Here is a 22,775-nt window from a genome sequence, read left to right on the forward strand (position 1 = left end):
CAAACCTAAACCATTGTGCCGTAAACACTAAAGCTAGTTCAAACCAAAAATGCCAAGCGTTGTGAATCCGTCTTAAACGCTTTGTTATGTGCGTACCACCCAAGTACGTGTTTACCTATTTCAGACCTGTCCGGACGCTCGCCGTTTTAAGTTATACCACTGGTAAATACCAAAAAATACGCCACCGACTAGCCAAACAACCAAATGTTTCAATACGTTCAAATTTAGAAAGCCATCACCAAATTGATCGTAAATGACTCCAGTTGCAATAAACATGATTAGACTAAATGGTAAACCTGTTTCAACTATGAACCGAACAAACCCCTTCCTCTTGGCTGCTAGCCAAAATGTGTCATCTATAGTCATTACGCTTCCTTGTCCGCTGATATTAAACAAAAGTCACAAAATGTGTTGGATAGAATCTATTCAGACTACTCGCACTTACCTTGAACCTTGAAAGCACATAACGCCGCATTAAGGTGTGAGCAGCGCTTGGCTATACTTGAGCGAAGCGAAAGCGCCAAGCGTTGGGAATCACTCTTAAATGCTTTGTTATGCATTTAGTCGTTCTTCGGGTGAAAAACTATCGTTCACAAACTTTAAGAATTCACAGCTTATAATTTTCGCTTGCTCCCAACCTAAATCACTAGAATCAACGACATAAAAGCCAGATATAACACCACCTGCAATTCTGGCCACGCAAATATTTCCATTACCATCTAAGCAAATTGGCATTGCGCCAAGCATATCGTGCTTTACCCCATAAATATCTTCGCCGTATATCTCCGACAAAGAGAAGAACTGTAACTCTTTGAACCCAAAATAGACTATAGGGCCATCGCTAACACGCCACCAATTCAACATACTTTCAGGAAGAGTCATTTGAAATATAGTTTCTAACTTGTGTATTTCTTCCTGATTTGCGCCTACAGGTCTATCTATAAATTCCATGAAGCCCCCTGATGCATAACAGTTATTAGACCGAAAAATTCTACATTTTGTCCCTGAAACAATTCTGTCTAGTAATCTATCCAGATCAAGGCGAGTCTAATAAACTATTTAATAACAGTACCTTACTGATTAACTTGCGCAATAGATGTGACTAAATACAGATTTTATCTATAAAACATCAGAAAAATGCAGAAAACGAATGACTAGGTCGCTGTATGGCAATGAACGACCACACCTTGGGTGTCATGTACCCAAAATAATGCCAACATGATTGTCGGCATTACGATATAAATATGAGTGGCTTAGAGATAGTCTCTAACTTGGGCGAGTAGCCGCAATATATAGACCCTTGGGTTATTGCTCTATATTACGAAGGTGTCTTCTACTTCGCCATGGTACTCAAAAACTCGGCTTCGAACTCTTCATCGGCTTCTCGGGTTAGGCATTCCACCAGCCAATCGATACTTTGATGGTCGAGCTTGCTGTTCACTACGAAGGCTTGCTTTACGCCAGACTGACCCAACTTGGCAGAGCCGTAGTTTTTGAATGATTTGTTGCCGTGGTAATGGAGTGATTTGATCGCTTCTGCGTTAGGTTCTGGCAAGGCATCGAGGGTATTAGCAAGCTGAATCACCAACTCCATTGGGTTCTTAGATGATGAGATGCGATACAGAAAACCGCCCTCCACTTTCTGCCTTACCCAATAATCAAACTCATCACAGTCCACCACACTGTCACTGATCAGTACCGCTTCACTGCGATAGTCACATGGTTCAATCATCACGGGTGTGTGCTTGAATTCTGGCTGTCCTGAGTTGGAATCGGTATTGGGTAAGATAAGGTCGCATGGCTTACTGTTTTTGGCTGTGGTGCCGTTCCAGTGGATTGGCATAAACACCTGCTCTTTGCGCATCTCTTGCGTTAACACCAAGCGTGCTTGAGATTCACCTTGGGCACTCTTGACCTTAACCACTTGGTTGGTTTGATTGGTACTGGTTGCAAAGCCGAACTTTTTGGCGGTTTCAGGGTGAATGGCTAAAAATGGCTCTGGCGTATGCTCACCAAGCGATGAAGCAAGCCCCGTTCGGCTCATGGTGTGCCATTGGTCGCGCACTCGACCGCTGTTCATGATCAATGGGTAATCTGGAGAAGTGGTCGTTAAAGGCTGCGAGTGTTCAACGGCAACAAACTGCGCTTTCCCAGAGGCGGTAAAAAACTCGCCATTAGTAAACATTCGTTGGTTCACGATGTCTTGTTGCAGCTTCAATACTGGCCACTGTTGAGGTTTAAGTTCGCTGTAACCTTTGTCGTCTAAGTTTGTTAAGCCAATCAAACACAAGTCTCGCAGTTTGCCGTTTGCATTATCAAGGCTGGTCATCTGGCAATACTCTTCAAAGATTTGTCCTTCATGACGATAATCAAAGGCATGTTGATGACCCATTTTCTGCGCCACTTCTTTAATCATCCACCAATCGGGGTTGGCTTCGCCTGGGCTTGGTAATATGCGGCGCTGCCTTGATATACGGCGCTCTGAATTGGTCACGGTGCCCGACTTTTCACTCCACCCTTGCGCGGGCAGCACTACATCAGCCAAGCGAGTGGTTTCAGTGTCGGCAATGCAATCGGACACGACAACAAATGGGCATTGTTCGAGCGCGGCTTTCACTTTCGCACTGTCTGGAAGGCTAACGACCGGATTCGTCGCCATGATCCACACGGCTTTGATCTTGCCATCCAGCATACCATCGAACAGATCGACCGCTTTCAAACCCGGCTTAGTTGCTAGGTTATCGGTTTGCCAAAAATCACTCACCGTTTGATGTGAATCAGCATCCCCAAACTCAAAATGCGCGGCTAAGGTATTCGCTAAGCCCCCAACCTCACGACCGCCCATAGCGTTCGGTTGCCCTGTCACCGAGAAAGGCCCCATGCCGACTTTACCAATCTTTCCGGTCGCCAAATGGCAATTGATGATGGCATTCACCTTATCGCACCCTTGGCTCGACTGATTCACGCCCTGCGAATAGATGGTGATGACTTTTTTGTTGGATGCGAACGCACGGTAAAAGCGTTCAACCTCTTGCTCGGTTAAGCCAGTCAGTTGGCTGACACCTTGCTCAAAATTGATGTTTGAATCAGAGTGGTAAACATACTTCTTTGCTGACTCGATCGCTTGTTCAAAGCCTTGTGTATGCTTGCTTATATATTCTTCATCAAGTGCATCATTGTTGGCGAGATAAGAAAGCAGTCCATTGAACAAGGCAACGTCAGATCCCGATTCAATCGCTAGGTGTTGGTCGGCAATTTCACAAGTGTCGGTATAACGAGGGTCGATCACCACAACCGTTAAGTTCGGGTTACTTTGCTTGGCAGCGCGTAATCGTTGAAACAATACAGGGTGACACCAAGCTAAGTTAGAACCGGTGATCACCACTAAATCAGTATCTTCTAGATCTTCATAACAGATAGGCACCGTGTCGCTACCAAATGCACGCTTGTGCCCAACAACACTCGATGCCATACACAGCCTAGAATTACTGTCGATGTTGCCGCTGCCGATAAAACCTTTCATCAGTTTATTGGCAACGTAGTAGTCTTCCGTTAACAGTTGGCCGGATACGTAAAACGCCACGGAGTCAGGGCCAAACTCTTCGATGGTTTGATTGAATCTATCTGAGACCAACTGAGTTGCTTCGTTCCAGCCAAGTGCTTGCTGTTGTTGGTTTTGAATGTGCAGTTGGTTTTGAATGTGCATAGGCTGTGTAAGTCGCCCCAAAGGTGTGACGGTATCGCCCAGTGCTACCCCTTTAGTACATAACTTTCCATAATTTGATGGGTGTTCTTTATCACCGCGCACTTCAAGTTTACCTAATGAAGTCGGCCTCGCTTCTATTCCGCAGCCAACACCACAATAAGCACATGTCGATTTTATCCAGCCACTGTTTGAATCGGTCATCCGTTTCTCACTCAATTATCCATAATTGCATTTAATCAAATAAAGCAAATAACACGCCACTTAATCACAAGATTTTAAACAGTAAAAATAACCAATAAAAACATAAACTTATTTTAACTATAGATATCAATAGCAAATTCAATCGAAGTTAAGCCAACATGAAAGTTAATTTTTGCACCATCTTGCTGAAAGTTGCACCACAAATGCTCATTTCCATAAATTTAACAAAATAGTTACATACCACTTTGGGGGTAAATGCGTGCTACCCCAAATTTTTAATCCATTGAAAAATAAACGTTAAATTTTATTTAATTTGATGATAGGTAATCTGGCATCCTCCTTGCTCCACTAGAAACCAAGACTTAGAAAAACAATTTTTGTTTTCTTGATAATTATGAATTGAGTGGAATCTCAACCCGGTATTCATCTGCTAGCGACTAGAAATTAGATACTCGAAACAGTGAAGCCGAGAATAAGGAATGGATTATGAGCAAGAAGAAAATCGTCGTCGTTGGTAACGGTATGGTTGGACACAAATTTATCGACAACATCCTGCAATCAGACAGTGATAAGTTTGATGTCATGACTTTCAGTGAAGAGCCAAGGTTAGCCTACGATCGAGTTCAGCTTACGGCTTACTTCAAGCGCGGAAATGCTGATGACTTGGCATTAACCAGCGAAGAGTATTACCAGAGCAATGGCGTCAATTACCTTCTCAACGCGAAAGTCGCTCAACTGGATACTGAAAATAAGTGCGTTGTGACTGAATCGGGGCATACCGAGAGTTATGACACTTTGATTCTGGCGACCGGTTCATTCCCTTTTGTTCCCCCTATTCCCGGTAACGACCAAGAACACTGCCACGTTTATCGTACCATCGAAGATTTAGACGCCATTGAACTCTCAAGTAAAGGCAGCAAATCGGGCGTGGTGATTGGTGGTGGCCTGCTTGGCTTAGAAGCCGCAAACGCGGTCAAAAACCTTGGTTTAGAAACTCATGTTGTGGAATTTGCACCTCGCCTGATGGCCGTACAATTAGATGACGGTGGCGGTGCGCTTTTACGCAGAAAAATTGAAGACCTTGGTGTGCAAGTTCACACCGAGAAAGCAACCTCTGAGATAGTCGCGGGTGAGAAAGCTCGCTACAGAATGAACTTTGCAGACGGCACCCATTTAGAGACCGATATGATCGTGTTCTCTGCGGGTATTCGTCCTCAAGATGCCCTAGCTCGCGGCTCTGATATCGCCATTGGTGAACGTGGCGGTATCGTGATTAACGATCACTGCCAAACCAACATCGACAACGTGTATGCGATTGGTGAATGTGCGCTTTGGGACAACAAGATCTTTGGCTTAGTCGCCCCTGGCTATTCAATGGCGAAAATCGCGGCCGCGCATATCCTATCGGACGGAACAAGCGACGCTTCGTTTACTGGTGCTGACATGAGCACCAAGCTCAAATTACTTGGCGTCGATGTGGCCAGTATTGGTGAAGTACATGGCAAGACGGAAGGCGCTCAGTCGTATACCTATAACGATGAAATTGAACAAGTTTATAAGCGCCTGATCATCTCGGCAGACGGCACAAAGATTGTCGGTGCAGTATTGGTCGGTGATGCAGAGGCTTACGGTTCGCTACTGCAAATAAAGCAAAATGACATGCCTCTTCCTGAAAACCCATCAGTGCTGATTTTACCTAACGTGGCCGATGATTCAGGTTCGGCAATGGGTGTTGAAGCTCTGCCCGATAGCGCAGTGATTTGTTCGTGTTTTGATGTGACCAAAGGTGACATTAAAGACGCGGTTTCAGCAGGCTGTACCACGATGGCCGCATTGAAAGAAACGACCAACGCGTCGACAGGTTGTGGCGGTTGTTCTGCCCTTGCTAAACAGGTTCTCGATAGCGAGCTAAGTAACCTAGGTGTGGAAGTCTCTAACGATATCTGTGAGCACTTTGCGTATTCTCGCCAAGAGCTTACAGACATCATTCGCGTCAACAAAATCAAGACCTTCGACGAGCTGTTAGATTCTCACGGAAACGGATTGGGCTGTACCGTGTGTAAACCGGCTGTCGGTTCGATTCTGGCTTCGTACTGGAACGATTACATCCTCGAAGATCAACACATCGAACTGCAAGACACCAACGACATCTACCTTGGCAACATGCAAAAAGACGGCACCTACTCTGTGGTTCCGCGTATTGCTGGCGGTGAAATCACACCCGATAGACTAATCGTGCTTGGTGAAGTCGCTAAAGAATTCGACCTTTACACCAAGATCACCGGTGGTCAACGCGTCGACTTGTTTGGCGCGCAACTTAACGAACTGCCAATCATCTGGAAAAAGCTGATCGATGCTGGTTTTGAAACTGGCCATGCCTACGGCAAATCGGTACGTACCGTGAAATCGTGTGTGGGTAGCACATGGTGTCGATACGGTGTCGACGACAGTGTTGGCTTAGCGATTCGACTCGAGAACCGCTACAAAGGCTTACGCTCACCCCACAAGATCAAATTTGCGGTTTCTGGCTGTACTCGTGAATGTGCAGAAGCGCAATCGAAAGACTTTGGCATTATCGCTACCGACAAAGGCTGGAACCTCTACATCTGTGGTAACGGCGGTATGCGCCCTCGCCATGGTGACCTTTTCGCTACCGACCTTGATGAAACCACCCTACTGCAATACATCGACCGCATTCTGATGTTCTACACACGTACCGCAGATCGCCTACAGCGTACATCGGTATGGATGGAAAACCTTGAAGGCGGCATTGAATACCTCAAACAAGTCGTGATTGAAGACAAGCTCAATGTTGCTGAAGAACTTGAGGCCGATATCGCCCTCAACATCGAAAAATACCAGTGTGAATGGAAAACCACCATCGAAAACCCTGAAAAGATGAAACGCTTCCAGCACTACATTAACAGCGAAGAAATGGACACTAGCCTGTCATTCATCAAAGAACGAGAGCAACGCTTTCCAAAACCCAGTTTGAGCTCTTCTGCTGATTCACAACGTGATGAAAAACGAACTAAGGCTGACCAAATCAAAGTCACGGAAGTTTCGTAAGCTGAATTGCTGGTGAGTGAATCAGTAACAACTAAACCCAATATCGATAGTCGACAGTGGCGCAGCCCAAGAAAACTGCTGTCGGCTATCACCCTAATTAAATTGATTATTAGTTTTATGTTTTGACTAGGAGAAAGTCATGGAAAATTGGACAACCGTATGCAGCACTCGGGACTTAACCCCAAATGGTGGAATTTGCGCCAAAGTAGACGATAACCAAGTGGCTATTTTTTACTGCAAGCGCAGCGACACACTGTATGGGCTCTCTAATTACGACCCTATCGGCAAGGCGAATGTGATGTCACGTGGTATCATTGGTTCATTAAGCGGTGAGCCTTACGTAGCCTCGCCCTTATACAAGCAGCATTACCATTTAGAAACTGGCGCGTGCCTTGAACAACCCGATCTCAAGCTTGTGAAATTTGAAGTTCGCAAGCAAGGAGAACAAGTACAGGTTCTCGCACCACTTGCTATCGCCAGTTAACTAAACGCCGACATCATCATGTAAACGCTTTACAGGCGTGAGCAATTTCGGCATAGGGTTTAGCCACATTAATGCGTTCGAATTTCGGAAGTAGCGCACGAGCTAAAACCGGGTAATTTTCCAGATTTAAAGGATTTAAACCATGGATAACACAAAATTTTCGCTGCTTTCATTTACGGGAAAGATGAAAACCTTACACCTTAGTTGGATGGCCTTTTTTATTACCTTTGTTGTGTGGTTCAACTTTGCCCCACTACTGCAAATGGTGAAAACCTCGCTTGGCCTTTCAACTGAGGAAATCAAAACACTCCTTATTCTCAACGTTGCATTGACCATTCCGGCGCGTGTCGCCATTGGTATGTTAACCGACAGATACGGCCCTAGGCTGGTCTACTCTTCGCTACTCGCGATCTGTTCAATCCCTTGTTTTATGTTTGCTTTGGCAGACTCTTTCATTCAAGCCGCAATTGCTCGTTTCCTATTAGGTTTCATCGGTGCAGGTTTCGTTGTCGGTATTCGTCTTGTGTCTGAGTGGTTCCCACACAATGAATTGGGTACCGCTGAAGGCATTTATGGTGGCTGGGGTAACTTCGGTTCAGCAGCGGCAGCGTTCACACTTCCAACTCTGGCTCTAGCATTTGGTGGCGAAGATGGTTGGCGTTATGCGGTCGGTATTACTGGCCTGATGAGCTTAGCGTTCTCGTTTATTTTCTACAAAAACGTAACGGATACACCAAAAGGTTCGACTTACTTCAAACCTGCTCAAGTAACGGCAATGGAAGTGACATCAAAGGGTGACTTTTTCTTCCTACTTATTATGAAGATCCCGATGTATGCCGCTTTAGCGCTACTGACATGGAAGCTATCACCGAGCAACATCAACATGCTGTCTGACATGGCGGTGTATTCAGTGTATGCAAGTTTAGCCGCACTTTACGTGTACGAAGTGTCGCAAGTTTGGAAGGTAAATAAGAACGTATTCAAAGAAGAAGTACCTGAGATTCACAGATACAAATTCAAGCAAGTTGCTGTGTTGAACGTGTTGTATTTCGCGACATTTGGTTCTGAACTGGCTGTAGTTTCTATGCTGCCGCTGTTCTTCTCTGAAACCTTTGAATTAACACCCGTTCTTGCAGGTATGGTTGCATCAGCTTATGCCTTTATGAACTTGATGTCTCGCCCAGGTGGCGGTTGGATTTCAGATAAGTTCGGTCGAAAACCAACACTGCTTATTCTTACGATTGGTCTTGCTGTGGGTTACTTTGCAATGGGCCAAGTCGACAGCACATGGCCTGTATGGCTAGCGGTTGTGGCTGCGATGGCGTGTTCTTTCTTCGTGCAAGCAGGTGAAGGCGCGGTGTTTGCAACCGTACCTCTAATTAAACGTCGTATGACAGGTCAAATTGCCGGTATGACGGGTGCTTACGGTAACGTGGGGGCGGTGGTTTACCTAACGGTACTTTCATTCGTAAGCTACCAAACCTTCTTCTTAGTGATTGCAGGAACAGCGGTACTAGGCTTTGTAACTCTGATGTTCATGGAAGAGCCTAACGGCCAAATCGCCGAGGTAAACGACGACGGTAGCGTGACCTTGATTAACGTATCGAGCTAACCACTCATTGAATCGGGAGAAGTAACCGGGCTTGCGACACTCGGTTATTTCGTTCAAAGGCTCTGCATTCGCTAGAGCTTTTGTTCTTTCTCAAGTTTGCTCTCAAGCAGATGAGAAAACGGCCAGTTAAGAAGAAGACCAGTTATGACGATTTCATTCAGCCAAGGGCAAGTCATCAAGCCAGAAACCAATAACCAACTGACTTTGAAGTTTGGTGGTTATTCGAATAAAGGCGTACGTGATGAAAACCAAGACGCCATCATTGTAAAACACCCTAAGACTCGCACAGAGCAAGAGCTAAAAGGCAGTGTTGCTTGTATAGCCGACGGCGCAAGTTGCAGTGAGCACGGCCAAAAAGCCAGCCATACCAGCGTAATGCAGTTTATTGATGACTATTACGCCACGCCACAAAGTTGGAGCATTCAACGCTCGGCTCAAAAAATCTTAACTTCACTCAATTCTTGGCTCTTCAATACATCTGTTTCTAATATTCATCCCGCACAGCAAGTTAACCACAATGCGCTCGTTTCCACCTTTAGCAGCGTGATATTGAAATCCAACACCGCGCATATATTCCATGTGGGTGACAGCCGAATTTACCTATTAAGAGATGGTGAACTGCGCCAACTTACTCGCGACCATACTCGTAAAACCATGGGACAGAAGCATTACCTGACGCGAGCTTTAGGCATGGATAACCAGCTCAACGTTGACTACCAAACCCTGCCAATCAAAAAGAATGATTGCTTCATCCTCACATCGGATGGTGTGCATGAGTTTGTCTCGCCCAACACATTCAATGAACACATCGATAAGCCTGGAGCGGATTTCGAATACGCCGCACAGACCATCTGCAATACCGCTTTAAGCCACAATAGCTCAGACAATGTGAGCTGTTTGATAGTCCAAGTCAGTCACCTACCCAAACCATCGTTAATTGAGTTTCATGAAAAGCTCGCCAAACGAGCCATTCCACCCGCATTAAAACTCGGGCAAAGTATCGACAACTTCATGGTGCTTGAGGTGTTGTATGCAGGCTCAAGAAGCCATGTGTATCGCGTGATGCAGAAAGAGACACAAACTGAATTCGTGCTCAAAGTACCTTCCGTTCAATATCATGACGACCCAGCACAACTAAGGGCTTTCTTTAACGAACAGTGGGCGGGCATCTTGCTGAATAACAAGAAAGTCATGAAGGTCTACCCAACGCCAGAGCATTCTCAATTCCTATATCAAATTTGCGAATTGGTTGAGGGGGTCACGCTAAGGCAGTGGATGTACGACAATCCAAAACCATCACTCAATGAAGTGCGCGAAATATTAGAAAAGATCACTCAAGGCATTCGGGTATTACAACGTGCCGACATGGTTCACAGGGATTTGAAACCAGAAAACATCATGGTTCAGCGTGACGGTGATATCAAAATCATCGACCTTGGTGCGGTGTTAGTGAGAGGGATTGAAGAGGGAGAACAAACAGATAAAGAGCCTACGCCATTGGGAGCCGTGAATTACATCGCACCAGAAACTATTAAGCACAACACGGCCACCACAAGCTCAGATCTGTTCTCTATTGCAGTGATCGGTTATGAGATGCTGACGGGCGAATTGCCCTATTCAGCAATGAGCGCGCAATCTCTCAAGCAATCTCGTCATCATCAGTGGGAATACCAACCACTCACACAAAAGCGTGCTGATATACCGGCTTGGGTTGATTTGGTTTTACAGAAAGCGTGTGCCGAATCGCCAAACGAACGTCATCAAGTGTTGGGGGATTTTGTGGAAGACCTTTACACACCAAACCAAAGCTTGGTGAAAAGCAAAGCCAAGCAACCTTTGATAAACCGACACCCAATCCAGTTTTGGAAAGTGTTGGCCTTGTTGCTCGGCGTTATCGCTATCGTAGAGTTAGTTTTGTTACTTGGTTCTAGCTAACGGTTGAGTTCTAGCTAACGGCTGAGCTCTGGCTAACTATTAAACAAAAGCTAGCCGTTAAGCTCTGACTAATTGTTAAATGAAAGCTAGCCTCGCTTAACTAAGCTTCTTGGCACGAGTTCAATACCCGCTTGGTAACGCTTAGCCGATGCATTTAACGCCAAAGCAAAAGCACTATCGGCAATCACTTCAAATTGCTGCGGCAGTGAATGGACTTTAAAAGGTAAGAAATCCAATAAGCGGTTATCACCAAAGGTTGCCAATTTGACTTGATTGATCAACTCTGGCTTTTCGACCATCACATCCAATATACCTTCTAACAAGGTGTAAGACATGGTCACAATCGCATCGGGCACTGTGTCTTTTGCAATCCAACCCTCAAAAATCTCACGCCCTGATTCTCTATCAAAGTGCTCACCATAACCCACAACAGTAGGTTTGTTTTCTGACAACCCGAATTGTTGACCGTACGCTTTGTTTGCCGCTTCAAAACCTAGCTGACGTTCGCGTGAGATATTTAAATCAGGCAGTGCACCTATCAAACCAACACTGTGAATACTGTCATCGAGAATTGAATGGGTCAGTTCAAACGCAGCTTCGAAATCTTCACTGATCACGCAGGCAAAGTGCTCATCATCTAAAGGACGGTCAATCGCAATTACAGGCGTGCCCGAGTTTTGCAACTTTAAGTAGAACTCATTGGCGTCTGGCATTGAGCTCGCCACCAATAAGGCATCGATACGACGGCTCACTAACGCTTCTGCGACTTTACGTTCGGTTTCAGCATCATCATCAGAGCAACCGATCAGGATTTGATAACCCACTTTACGTGAATTCTGTTCTATCAATTTTGCTAAACGCGCGTAACTGCTGTTTTCCAGATCAGGAATAATCAAACCAAATGAACGGCTATTACCAGCACGCAGCGACGAAGCTGCATGGTCTGGACGGTAGTTATATTCGTCGACAACCGCCATTACTTTCTGCTGAGTCTTCTCACTGATTCTGTATTTCTGCGCCTTGCCATTAATCACATAGCTAGCTGTGGTTTTCGACACACCGGCTAATTTGGCAATTTCATCTAGTGTCATATGGGTGACCTGTATTTTGTGCGTAGGATCATATAACCAATCTTCTGATCCTTGGATTAGTTGAATTATAGGCTGAATCGATTCAGTATAAAAGCTGAAAGGATTCAGCAAAATCTGAAAAGTGACTTCAATCATCCTTTTGAATGGATTGAGCGTCATTTGCCGTGATTCAACTTCTCGTTATAAACGAAACTGAAATTACGACACACAGCAAAACTATTTTGGTTAACAGAATTGGCTTTGCTGAATTTTTTTACACCGATTGCTGAACCGATTCAGCTAAGATAAAACAAAGAGCAGCAACAAACAGATATTGCTCTAGACTGAATCGTAGCGATACACAAATTCTCAAGCGATACGCTAAAGAGGCACCATGCTTAAATTATCAAAATCTGACATCACTCTTGGTCAAACGGCCGATGACAAATTCAAAGCTATCCAGAACATTGCTGGCGACCTAACCGCGAAAGGCCTAGTTGACTCTGGCTACGTTGAAGGGATGCTGAACCGTGAAAACCAGAACTCTACGTTCCTAGGTAACGGCATCGCGATTCCTCATGGCACCACTGACACGCGTGGCCTAGTAAAAGAGACAGGCGTTGCAGTACACCACTTCCCTGAAGGCATTGATTGGGCAGACGGTAACCGTGTTTACGTAGCAATTGGTATTGCGGCGAAATCTGACGAGCACTTAGGCATCCTTAAGCAGCTAACTAAGGTTCTAGCGGCAGACGGTGTTGAAGAGAAATTAAAGCAAGCGAAATCAGAAGACGAAATCATCGCCCTACTTAATGGCGAAGTTCAGCTAGAAGCCGACCTAGACGCATCTTTGGTTCAGCTATTGTTCCCTGCTAGCGACATGGTTCAAATGTCTGCAGTTGCGGGCGGCCTTCTTAAGAATACTGGCTGTACTGACAACGCGTTCGTTGCCGACCTAGTAACAAAAACACCGACTCACCTAGGCCAAGGCCTGTGGTTGTTAGGCAGCGATAAAGGCGTAACTCGCACTGGCGTATCGTTTGTTTCAACGGCAAACCATTGTGAGTACGAAGGCACACCAGTGAAAGCATTGGTCGCATTCGCAGCTTGTAACAGCGCACACCAATCTATTCTGGCAAACCTAAGCAAAATGGTTTTCGAAGGTAAACAGCAACAACTGTTGACTGCTGACATTGCACAAGTAATTGGCCTTCTAAAAGGTGAAGCAGTTTCTACAGCCTCTCAAGACGATGACAACTGCGCCGTATTCAAAATCAAAAATGCACATGGCCTACACGCTCGTCCAGGTGCAATGTTGGTGGCTGAAGCGAAGAAATTCGAATCAACTATCCGCGTTTCAAACCTAGATGGCGACGGAAAAGAAGTGAACGCGAAGAGCCTGATGAAAGTCATCGCACTTGGCGTTAAACACGGCCACCAACTTCAGTTTGTTGCAGAGGGTGAAGATGCAACACAAGCACTTGAATCGATTGGCAAGGCTATCGCTTCAGGCCTTGGCGAAGGTTAAGGAGTCGATATGTCTGATAAACAAATCAAAGCCGTTACCGTAACGCTAAACCCGGCTCTCGACTTAACTGGCGCTATCGACGCACTAAATGTGGGTTCAGTGAGCCTAGTAAACAAAGGCTCTCTACATGCAGCGGGCAAAGGCGTTAACGTAGCAAAAGTGCTTTCAGAGCTTGGCGCTAAAGTGACCGTAACTGGTTTCCTTGGTCGCAATAACGAAGAAGCATTCTGCCAACTGTTTGAACAGATGGGCGCAACTGACCGCTTTATCCGTGTCGACGGTGCGACTCGCATCAACGTGAAATTAGTAGAGAACTCAGGTCAAGTGAGCGACATCAACTTCCCGGGTGTTCCTGTTGATGCTGACGCTATCAAAGCGTTTGAAGAAACCTTGTTAGAACTGGCTGAAACTCACGATTACTTCGTGATTGCAGGCAGCTTACCACAAGGCGTATCACCAGAGCTTTGCGCTTCTTGGGTACAACGCTTGCGTGACCTAGGTAAAAAGGTGTTGTTCGACAGCAGCCGTGACGCACTGAAAGCCGGTATCAATGCACAACCTTGGTTAATTAAGCCAAACGATGAAGAGCTTTCTCAGCTGTTCAATGCCGAACTGACAACACGTGACCAGTGCCAACACGCAGGCCAAGCCCTAAGTGAAAAAGGCATCGATAACATCGTGGTATCACTTGGTGCAGAAGGCGTGATGTGGCTTAACCAAGGTGAATGGCTACATGCTCAACCGCCGCGTATGCAAGTGGTAAGCACAGTAGGCGCAGGCGACACCTTGGTTGCTGGCCTATGTTGGGGTCACATGCAACAGATGCCAAAACCAGAACTTATTAAATTCGCAACCGCCCTATCTGCTCTAGCAGTTTCACAGGTAGGCGTGGGCATCACCAGCCAACAAGAGCTGGATTCAGTACTACAAAATATCCAATTACAGTCGCTTAGTGCTCCAACTAGCCAGTTAGACATAAGCAAATAGGACAAAAGGTTTATTATGAATATTACCATTATCACAGCTTGCCCTAGTGGCGTAGCAAACAGCATCATCGCCGCAGGCTTGTTAGAGCAAGCGACAAAAGCACTGGGTTGGAACGCCGCTATTGAATGTCAATCAAGCGTGCTACCTGACTCAACCGTATCGCAAGACACTATCGACAGCAGCGACGTCGTGGTTATCGCAGCTAACACCAACGTTGATAAAGCGCGCTTTGTCGGTAAGAAAGTGTACCAAGCGGCTATCTCTGAATGCACCGCTGATACAAAAGCATTTCTAGAGAAAGCGGTAGCAGGAACAACAGTACTAGACGCTTCTCAAGTTGAAAGCACTGTTGAAGTGACCGGTACGTCTCCAAACTCTTCTACAACAGCAAGCACAGGCAGCAAAAAAATCGTAGCGATTACCGCTTGCCCGACTGGTGTTGCACATACCTTTATGGCAGCTGAAGCGCTTGAAGCAGAAGGCAAACGCCTAGGTCACCAAATCAAAGTGGAAACTCGCGGCTCTGTAGGTGCGAAGAACCAACTGACAGACCAAGAAATCGCAGACGCTGATCTTGTTATCATCGCAGCCGACATCGACGTTCCACTGGATCGTTTTAACGGCAAAGCGCTATACAAAACGACAACGGGTCCTGCACTTAAGAAGACGAAGCAAGAAGTTGAGAAAGCTTTTGCTGAAGCTAAACCATACCAACACACAGCATCTTCTAATGCAGCACCCGCTGACGAGAAGAAAAGCGTGTACAAGCACCTAATGACAGGTGTATCTCACATGCTTCCTGTGGTTGTTGCGGGTGGTTTGATCATCGCTCTTTCTTTTGTATTCGGTATCGAAGCGTTTAAAGAAGAAGGCACACTAGCTGCAGCATTGATGACAATCGGTGGTGGTTCTGCATTCGCACTGATGATTCCTGTTCTTGCTGGTTTCATCGCATTCTCAATTGCTGACCGCCCGGGTCTGGCTCCAGGTCTAATCGGCGGTATGCTGGCTAGCTCAACGGGCGCAGGTTTCCTAGGTGGTATCGCAGCAGGTTTCATTGCCGGTTACGCAGCGAAATTCATTGCCGACAAGGTTCAACTTCCACAGTCTATGGAAGCGCTTAAGCCTATTCTGATCATTCCGTTTATCGCGAGTTTGTTCACTGGTTTGGTGATGGTTTACATCGTAGGTGGTCCTGTTTCTGGCGTGATGAGCGCGATGACCACTTTCCTAAACAGCATGGGAACGTCTAATGCGATTCTTCTGGGTGTGATTCTAGGCGCAATGATGTGTTTCGACCTTGGTGGCCCTGTAAACAAAGCGGCTTACACATTCGGTGTTGGTCTACTGGCTTCGCAAACTTACGCACCAATGGCAGCAATCATGGCAGCAGGTATGGTTCCTGCGCTAGGTATGGGCCTTGCGACTTTCCTAGTGAAAGACAAGTTTGAAGCTGGCGAACGTGAAGCAGGTAAAGCATCATTCGTTCTTGGTCTATGTTTCATCTCTGAAGGCGCAATCCCATTCGCAGCGAAAGATCCAATGCGTGTTATCCCAGCTTGTATGGCAGGTGGTGCACTAACTGGCGCTCTATCAATGATGTTTGGTGCACAGCTAATGGCTCCACACGGCGGCTTATTCGTACTACTGATTCCTGGCGCTATCTCTCCAGTTCTTATGTACCTAGTGGCGATTGCAGCGGGTACAGCAGTAACAGGCTTTGGTTACGCAGCTCTTAAAAAGATGAGCGATTCTAAGGCAACTGCAGAGGCTTAATCCCCCTACTCTGGTTAACGGTTCAATCCGATAACCAGAGGCTCTTGATAAACTGTTCCTTAAAACAAAGGCTCCTCATTTGAGGAGCCTTTTTATTATTCGTATAAAACCGGCAGCTGGAAAGAGAAAGTAACTCCCTCCACATCGTCATCATCTATGTGGCGAATCATCTCCACCAAATAGCCATTCACATCTAACTGTAAACCTTGCTGATTAACCGCATTAAATAGCGCTTCTAAGGCGGTGCTATAAGCCACATCTGAAACCAGATAAACATCGCTACATAAGTAGTAGCCTTTAGGGACGATCTTGTCGTAACGGTCTCTGGCGACTTGCCAGTTTCCGATTTCAGCGTCGATGTCATCCCACTTATTATTCATTTGCTTGATCGGTGTGGTGCCCATCAAGTGCGTCGATTTCTGACCATAGATTTCAAACACGGTGTCCCAATCAGGATCTTCCAGCTTAAGCTTTTTCATACCGCGTTCCGGATACCAAACCAACTCTGTCGGCATCGACTTAACCAGTTCTTTTTCCATTGAAGACTGCACACCCGGATGCGCCAATCTCAGGATGAAATCCGCCGTCTCCTTGGGTGTCGCGTTGTAGCCCATCTCTCGAATATGTTTTGCCGTAACCCCTAATTCACGCTTCAGCGCCTTACCTAAAGACTGTGAGGATGAGAAGCCGCAATACTGAGCTATTTCAATCACGCTCCACGGTTCATCATTGATCAACAGACTCACTGCGATTTGTAATCGAACGCGACTCAAATATTGTCCCGGCGTTTCGTTGAACAGCTCAGTAAACTGACGATGAAAGTGATAAGGCGAAATCGCGCTTTCGGTGGCTATCTCTTCCCATGTACGACGTTCACCCCACTCTTCATGCATTAAGGTAAGTGCATGGCCAAAGCGTTTTTGAAGGTGCTCTGGTAAAGATTCAATCAATGCAATCTCTGGCACCAGTTTAAAGCCAGGCACTGAGTGATAGTCAGGTTTGCTCTGTTGCGTCATACGGTCTTTGTTCTCAGGTACATTGGGGTTGCTCTCGAACAGCTTGGCTTCACTATCGTCTTTGTCCTTAATAAAATCAATCACGAGCGATCCAAACTGAGTGCTTCTAATGAATCTTGTTCGCTAGGTTCTTTTTCAATTAGATTTTCAAGTAAAGGCGGCTTACGGCAAAACAGGCCAAGGAGCACAGGGATCAAAATCAGAGTTACTGCTGTGGCAAACAACTCGCCAAACACCAAGGATACCGCCGCTGGTTTCAAGTATTGCGCCTGTTCAGCAGTTTCACTTAGCAATGGTAACAACCCACATACAGTGGTAATCGTGGTTAAGAAAATCGCTCTTAAACGGCTGGTACCCGCAATGACTAAAGCTTGCTGTAACGGCACACCTTGGCGATATTCACTATTAAAGCGAGTGATCAGCACCAGCGAGTCGTTAATCACGATACCTGTCATGGCCATCATGCCGAACATTGAGAGAATGCTGATGGGCAAATCCATCAAGTAGTGACCAAAAATAGCGCCTGCAAAACCAAACGGTATGACCGCCATGATGATCATCGGCTGCCAATAAGACTTCAATGGCACCGCCAACAAAATGTAGATCATCAATAGAGTCAAAATCATTGCTGATTTAAAGCCATCCGACACTTCCCCTATCTCTTCAAACTCACCGCCCGCTTTGATGGTTACGCTTGGATATTGTAGGTGCAGAGACTCAATCGTATCTTCGAGTTGCTCACGTGTTTTCTCTGGTGATTGCAGGTCGCGGTTCTGCTTCCAATACAGATTGATCACTTGTTCTCGGTCGCGACGGTAAACCACTTGCGGCTCTTGCTCATGACGAAATTCAGCAATATCGCCCATCATCACACTGCCACCGTTCGGCAACATAATGATGGCTTGCTGTAGCTGAGCTAAGGTTCTGCGCTCCTCTCTTGGATATTGCAGCAGCACCTTGGTCTCTTGCCCATTTTCTAATAGGCGATGGACTTCTCTTTCGCCAAACGCTTCGCCTGCTAGCTGAGCCAGTTTCGCTTGAGTTAACCCTAGCTGCTGGCCATATTGATTCAATACCAAACGAACTTGCGGTAACCCATCCTGACCATCATCGTAAACATCCGAAACGCCTTTTAGCAAAGCGAGAGTATCTGCTAGCTGTTCACTCACTCTTGATGCAAGCTCACGATCATTAGAGGAGATCGTTAAGAATGTGCCACCAGCAGGCTCCTCTGCTGCGCTGAATTTCACCGAATAAGCGCCTTCTATTTGGCCTGTATTTTCTCGCCATCGCTTCAACAGTAAGTTACCCGGCAATAAGCTTAAAGATTCATTGGTGAGCTCGGCGGTCACTTCAATTTCACCATAACCATCAGACCACGCAAGTAGGTTTACCACAGGCTTTTCTTGTAATGGGTAATCGTCCATCAAGCCTTTCTCAACCTGCGTCATCGCTTGCTCTACTTGCAACAAAGCTTGGCGCTGCAGTGGCAACGGCGCGCCATCTTCCAGTTCAATAACCGCAGTGATGTAGCGCCCCGGAATTTCAGGGAACAACGCACTGCGAATCGCACCATTCGACCACATGCCATAAGCCAATGCGATAACCGCCACAAACCCAAGCAAAAACGCCACTTTGTAACCAAGTGAAAACTCCAATACTGGCTTGTAGATGTTGAGATTAAACCACTGCAACCCGCCTTGAGCGGCATTCTGAATTTTGGCGAAGATACTTGTAGATGGCTTTTTCACAGAGAGCTGAGCCAAGTGTGACGGTAGAATAAATTTGCTCTCGATAAGTGAGAAGATCAAAGCGAAGATCACCACAGCCGAAAATCCAGCAAGCACCTTGGCTAACTCATTGTTAACCCAGAGCATTGGAGAGAATGCCGCAATTGTAGTGAGCACACCAAACACGGTTGCGACTGACACGGAATGAACGCCCTGCCAAGCCGCTGTTTTTCCATTTATATTAGAGGGGCCGTTTATATTAGGAGAATAGCCGACGTTACCCGTCCGTTTTTCATGTATCGCTTCCCCTACAACCACAGCATCGTCCACCAGCACACCGAGCACCAAGATAAAGCCAAATAGAGTGATATCGTTGATGCTGTAGTTAAACCACTGCATTGCGGCGAGCGTTCCTGTAAGTGCTATCGGAATCCCCATCGCGACCCAAAACGCGAGCCTAATCTCAAGAAATATCCCAAGTAAGATCAGCACAATTATCAGGCCTTGCCATGCATTTTCGCTCAAACGAAACAGCTGCTCTTCAATGTAAGGTGCCATGTCAGCCATGGTATTCAGCTCTATATCCGACGGCAAAATCGCGCGTTGCGCATCCAGTGTTTCACTGATCGCTTCGCTGACTTTAAGCAGATTGTCGGTTTGGCTAGTACTGACCAATAACGCGATGGCGTTAGAGCCGTTGTTACGCACGATAGAGCCGCTGTATTGGTAGCCACGGGTCAGCTTGGCGATGTCTCCCAATTGTATTTTCCCGTTGCTTCCCGAAATCACGACAAGCTGATTCAGTTTCTGCACATCATCGGCGTAACCGTCACCACGAATCACCATTCGGCCTTTGTCACTAATTAGCTCACCGCTGCGAGACTCAAGTGAACGCTGCTCAACTAAACTTGCGAGATCTTCCAAGCTCAGCCCTAACGCTTTAAGTTGGTCAGGATCAGGCTCGATAACCAGTTGAGATGTGCGAGTTCCCCAATTTGATACCTTCGAGATACGCGGATTCTTCTTCAGTGCTTGTTCAAGTTGCTTGGCGATAGGTTGCAGCTCATCATCAGTTCTTGGCCCTGATACCACAACAAACGCGGTTAAGTTGGTAAATTCGTTACGCACCACTTGTGGTCTTTCTGCTTGCACAGGAAAGCCATTGATAGCATTGACTTGATTACGAATGTCATCCAACAGCTTGTCTAAATCTGTACTGCTGGTTTTACGTACCTCAACTCTAGACACGCCAGCACTCGATTGGCTTGTGATCTGTTTGATGCCAGCAATGCCGCTGATCGATTCTTCGATTCGCTGGGTAACACTCTCATCGATCTGTTGCGCCGTACCGCCAGGGTAAGTAACACTGATACTGATGGAAGAGGGAGCGATTTGTGGAAACGACTCGACACGCAACTGCCCAAACGCCAACACACCACTGATAACAATCGCCATCATCAACAAATTGGCGGCGACTGGGTTATTAATAAACCATTTTGTCATCCAACTCATTGGTTTGATTCCTTAATCTGTGCTGCATCAGATTTGCCAGCAAGCATGCCTTCAGAATGAACTTCATTGAATCTAGGCTCGACTTGCTTACCAATTAGCATTGAAGAAAGCGGATATTGCACCACGCGACGAGTCTTATCACTTTGATCGTTGAAGCGAATATCAAGCTCTTGGCTGCCTTGCCCGATAAGCGTTACCGACTCTTTTCGTAAACGATTACCAACGTCTAACGTCCATACATACCCGTCTCGCGTCATCGCACTTAAAGGCACGCTGACTACGTTATCCTTCAGCCCCAGATTAACCACCGCCTGAACCTGTTGATTTGGAAACAGTCTTGGCTTGCTTTGATAAGGCGCCTCAACCGAAAGCACGACTTGTTTTTGACGAGTGACCGAATCAACTTGCGGAGACACATAGCGCACCTTTGCAGGCCACCGATTCCCAGAGCGGTTCACCACCATGATACTTGGCTCACTCAGAGCGGCTTGGACTTGTTGCCAATGCATTTCAGAGATAGGCAACTCAATATCAATCGAATCACTGGAAGCCAATTCAAAGGTCACTTGCCCCGCCTCTACCCACTCTCTCGGGCTAATGTGGCGCTTCATGACTACCGCATCAAAAGGCGCGGTGATCACTGACTCTTCCACTAGCTTCTTCGCACTTACGTAAGCTTGTTTGGTTTGTTGCAGGTTAGCTTTTGCAGCAAGCATTTGAGGCTCTCTACGAGCAAAAGACGAACTCGTTTTCGGGTTCAGCATTTTTAACGCGACCGTTTGCTCATGCTTAACCTGCTTCAACTCCAATTCCGCTTGTTTCAATGAGCTCAACGCCTGAGCCAAATTAGCATCAACTGCGCTAGTATCTAACCTTGCTAACACATCGCCTTTGTTAACCAAATCCCCCGGTTCAACGCTTTCATCTAGCCATTTCAACTGTGCGCTACTGGACGCTTTCAACTGCACAGGCCAACGAGCAGCAGTTACACCTAATACCGTTAGCGTCGATTGATGCTGTGATGGTGTCACCTCTAACACTGAAACTGGGGCAAGGACGGCTTCTTTCTTCACTGGCTGGGTAGCTTCAGGTTCCAATTCATCTACGACAATCAAGGCGATAAAGATAGCCGCACAACCGACTAATACCGAAAGTGGCTTTTTAAATTTCATAAGGCATCTCCTTGGTAGCCTGTTGGACGGAGGTATGATTGAGTCGTTGACTAATTTCAGTAAGACGAGAAAGGGTTTGTAGCGTGATTGGTAGCATCACTGCGGTTTCAACAAACTCCAGTGAATAAGTGACGATGGAGAACACTTGACCAGCAGTCGGCTCGATAAGCTGACTCACCATCCATAAATTGCCGATGACCGCGCCAAACAACACGATAAAGATCAGGCCATAGACAACAGCTTCGGTGTCTGAGAGCTTGATTTCACACTGTTTTAGTCGTTCAAAGTGCCAACGAAGCGCGGACAAGCGAACGCCACTCAGCAATTGAACTTGCTGTTCCACTTGATCATTAAACTGGCCATTAAGTTGGGTAAAGGTTCGGTGGAACACGCCATAGATCGCGAGCATCGACAGCCCTGCAAACAACATGCAAAGCGCCAATGAAAAATGGAATGTAGAGAGAATCACCACAGTCGCAACAAGCTGAACCACGGCCGTCATCAAAGCAGGTAAATCGTCTTCTAAGAAATCAACCAACTCACGCGACATGGTGAGTCGAGCATCTTTGGTTGATACAGATAAGCTACGCAGGTTTCGCTCCACGATATTCGCCAGTGTGACCCGAATCGCCCCATAAACACGGGTATCGTAAAACCGACGAACGACACTGATGATCACCAGTACAAAAAGAATCAGTGCCAACATCATCAAAGGCTGAAAGCTTTGGTTTAACACGCCGTCGATGGCGTAACCAATAAACAACGGCAACAGAATAAGCATCACGTTTTCAGCTAAGACCATTAACCAAGTCGCAGCAACCTTTAATGGGTTAAGCCGAATAATCGTCAGTAGAGAGATGGGATATTTGAATAGCATTATTGAGCCCATAAATGAATATGGCGTCAGTATTACCAATTCGGCATGGGAAAAAGTGTCCCAAATTGCTGTGTTAGGTAGGTAGTTTACAATTAACCAC

Annotated in this window: 15 protein-coding genes; 7 read left to right on the plus strand and 8 right to left on the minus strand. The window is 46.3% G+C overall.

What is annotated here, in order from left to right:
* Positions 1–120: 120 nt before the first annotated feature.
* From OCU50_RS16175 to OCU50_RS16185, 3 genes are all read right to left on the minus strand, one after another.
* Positions 121–366 (minus strand): hypothetical protein, encoded by a 246-nt coding sequence (locus OCU50_RS16175; RefSeq protein WP_046224150.1) that lies wholly within the window; start codon positions 364–366, stop codon positions 121–123.
* Between the two features lie 186 nt (positions 367–552).
* Entirely contained in the window at positions 553–951 is a 399-nt protein-coding gene (locus OCU50_RS16180; protein WP_046875492.1) for an SMI1/KNR4 family protein, read from the minus strand.
* A 382-nt stretch (positions 952–1,333) separates the two neighbouring features.
* Positions 1,334–3,907: a molybdopterin oxidoreductase family protein gene (locus tag OCU50_RS16185; protein WP_060469573.1), complete on the minus strand. Its 2,574-nt coding sequence runs from the start codon at positions 3,905–3,907 to the stop codon at positions 1,334–1,336.
* A gap of 486 nt (positions 3,908–4,393) precedes the next feature.
* On the opposite strand from OCU50_RS16185, the gene nirB reads away from it, so the two are divergent.
* From nirB to OCU50_RS16205, 4 genes are all read left to right on the plus strand, one after another.
* On the plus strand, positions 4,394–6,976 hold the full coding sequence (gene nirB, locus OCU50_RS16190; protein WP_060469572.1) for a nitrite reductase large subunit NirB: 2,583 nt from the start codon (positions 4,394–4,396) through the stop codon (positions 6,974–6,976).
* Between the two features lie 139 nt (positions 6,977–7,115).
* Positions 7,116–7,460 (plus strand): nitrite reductase small subunit NirD, encoded by a 345-nt coding sequence (gene nirD, locus OCU50_RS16195; RefSeq protein WP_017082504.1) that lies wholly within the window; start codon positions 7,116–7,118, stop codon positions 7,458–7,460.
* 142 nt (positions 7,461–7,602) lie between these two features.
* Complete coding sequence (locus OCU50_RS16200) at positions 7,603–9,072, plus strand: NarK family nitrate/nitrite MFS transporter (RefSeq protein WP_060469571.1); 1,470 nt, start codon at positions 7,603–7,605, stop codon at positions 9,070–9,072.
* 144 nt (positions 9,073–9,216) lie between these two features.
* The gene (locus OCU50_RS16205; RefSeq protein WP_060469570.1) at positions 9,217–11,007 is read left to right on the plus strand and encodes a bifunctional protein-serine/threonine kinase/phosphatase; all 1,791 of its coding nucleotides are present in this window, start codon (positions 9,217–9,219) and stop codon (positions 11,005–11,007) included.
* 86 nt (positions 11,008–11,093) lie between these two features.
* Here OCU50_RS16205 and cra read toward each other — a convergent pair whose 3' ends face one another.
* Entirely contained in the window at positions 11,094–12,098 is a 1,005-nt protein-coding gene (cra, locus tag OCU50_RS16210; protein WP_060469579.1) for a catabolite repressor/activator, read from the minus strand.
* Positions 12,099–12,471: 373 nt separating this feature from the next.
* Here cra and fruB point away from each other — a divergent pair, with 373 nt between their 5' ends.
* The 3 genes from fruB to OCU50_RS16225 are packed head-to-tail and all read left to right on the plus strand — an operon-like array spanning position 12,472 to position 16,368.
* Positions 12,472–13,605, plus strand: coding sequence for a fused PTS fructose transporter subunit IIA/HPr protein (gene fruB / locus OCU50_RS16215; protein ID WP_060469569.1), 1,134 nt, complete (start codon positions 12,472–12,474; stop codon positions 13,603–13,605).
* A 9-nt stretch (positions 13,606–13,614) separates the two neighbouring features.
* Positions 13,615–14,592, plus strand: a complete 978-nt coding sequence (pfkB, locus tag OCU50_RS16220; protein ID WP_060469568.1) for a 1-phosphofructokinase — start codon at positions 13,615–13,617, stop codon at positions 14,590–14,592.
* Positions 14,593–14,607: 15 nt separating this feature from the next.
* Positions 14,608–16,368 (plus strand): PTS fructose-like transporter subunit IIB, encoded by a 1,761-nt coding sequence (locus tag OCU50_RS16225; RefSeq protein ID WP_060469567.1) that lies wholly within the window; start codon positions 14,608–14,610, stop codon positions 16,366–16,368.
* A gap of 95 nt (positions 16,369–16,463) precedes the next feature.
* On the opposite strand, the gene OCU50_RS16230 is transcribed toward OCU50_RS16225, so the two are convergent.
* Genes OCU50_RS16230 through OCU50_RS16245 form a run of 4 tightly spaced genes read right to left on the minus strand, consistent with a single transcriptional unit; the run spans position 16,464 to position 22,675 of the window.
* Positions 16,464–17,468 (minus strand): helix-turn-helix domain-containing protein, encoded by a 1,005-nt coding sequence (locus OCU50_RS16230; protein ID WP_060469566.1) that lies wholly within the window; start codon positions 17,466–17,468, stop codon positions 16,464–16,466.
* On the minus strand, positions 17,465–20,626 hold the full coding sequence (locus OCU50_RS16235; RefSeq protein ID WP_060469565.1) for an efflux RND transporter permease subunit: 3,162 nt from the start codon (positions 20,624–20,626) through the stop codon (positions 17,465–17,467). Before OCU50_RS16235 ends, OCU50_RS16230 begins: the two co-directional genes overlap by 4 nt.
* Positions 20,623–21,798, minus strand: a complete 1,176-nt coding sequence (locus OCU50_RS16240; protein ID WP_060469564.1) for an efflux RND transporter periplasmic adaptor subunit — start codon at positions 21,796–21,798, stop codon at positions 20,623–20,625. The genes OCU50_RS16235 and OCU50_RS16240 overlap by 4 nt, the downstream gene beginning before the upstream one ends.
* A complete protein-coding gene (locus tag OCU50_RS16245) occupies positions 21,788–22,675 on the minus strand; it encodes an ABC transporter six-transmembrane domain-containing protein (protein WP_060469563.1) in 888 nt (295 codons plus the stop codon). Before OCU50_RS16245 ends, OCU50_RS16240 begins: the two co-directional genes overlap by 11 nt.
* Positions 22,676–22,775: the final 100 nt, after the last annotated feature.

The organism is Vibrio toranzoniae, assembly GCF_024347655.1.
GTDB lineage: Bacteria > Pseudomonadota > Gammaproteobacteria > Enterobacterales > Vibrionaceae > Vibrio > Vibrio toranzoniae.

What these genes read in the sequence shown, in the direction of transcription:
- OCU50_RS16200 (WP_060469571.1), top strand. Translation starts at nt 7,603, where the DNA reads ATGGATAACACAAAATTTTCGCTGCTTTCATTTACGGGAAAGATGAAA.
- pfkB (WP_060469568.1), top strand. Translation starts at nt 13,615, where the DNA reads ATGTCTGATAAACAAATCAAAGCCGTTACCGTAACGCTAAACCCGGCT.
- cra (WP_060469579.1), bottom strand. Translation starts at nt 12,098, where the DNA reads ATGACACTAGATGAAATTGCCAAATTAGCCGGTGTGTCGAAAACCACA.
- OCU50_RS16240 (WP_060469564.1), bottom strand. Translation starts at nt 21,798, where the DNA reads ATGAAATTTAAAAAGCCACTTTCGGTATTAGTCGGTTGTGCGGCTATC.
- OCU50_RS16180 (WP_046875492.1), bottom strand. Translation starts at nt 951, where the DNA reads ATGGAATTTATAGATAGACCTGTAGGCGCAAATCAGGAAGAAATACAC.
- nirB (WP_060469572.1), top strand. Translation starts at nt 4,394, where the DNA reads ATGAGCAAGAAGAAAATCGTCGTCGTTGGTAACGGTATGGTTGGACAC.
- OCU50_RS16205 (WP_060469570.1), top strand. Translation starts at nt 9,217, where the DNA reads ATGACGATTTCATTCAGCCAAGGGCAAGTCATCAAGCCAGAAACCAAT.
- OCU50_RS16225 (WP_060469567.1), top strand. Translation starts at nt 14,608, where the DNA reads ATGAATATTACCATTATCACAGCTTGCCCTAGTGGCGTAGCAAACAGC.
- nirD (WP_017082504.1), top strand. Translation starts at nt 7,116, where the DNA reads ATGGAAAATTGGACAACCGTATGCAGCACTCGGGACTTAACCCCAAAT.
- OCU50_RS16235 (WP_060469565.1), bottom strand. Translation starts at nt 20,626, where the DNA reads ATGAGTTGGATGACAAAATGGTTTATTAATAACCCAGTCGCCGCCAAT.
- OCU50_RS16245 (WP_060469563.1), bottom strand. Translation starts at nt 22,675, where the DNA reads ATGCTATTCAAATATCCCATCTCTCTACTGACGATTATTCGGCTTAAC.
- OCU50_RS16185 (WP_060469573.1), bottom strand. Translation starts at nt 3,907, where the DNA reads ATGACCGATTCAAACAGTGGCTGGATAAAATCGACATGTGCTTATTGT.
- fruB (WP_060469569.1), top strand. Translation starts at nt 12,472, where the DNA reads ATGCTTAAATTATCAAAATCTGACATCACTCTTGGTCAAACGGCCGAT.
- OCU50_RS16175 (WP_046224150.1), bottom strand. Translation starts at nt 366, where the DNA reads ATGACTATAGATGACACATTTTGGCTAGCAGCCAAGAGGAAGGGGTTT.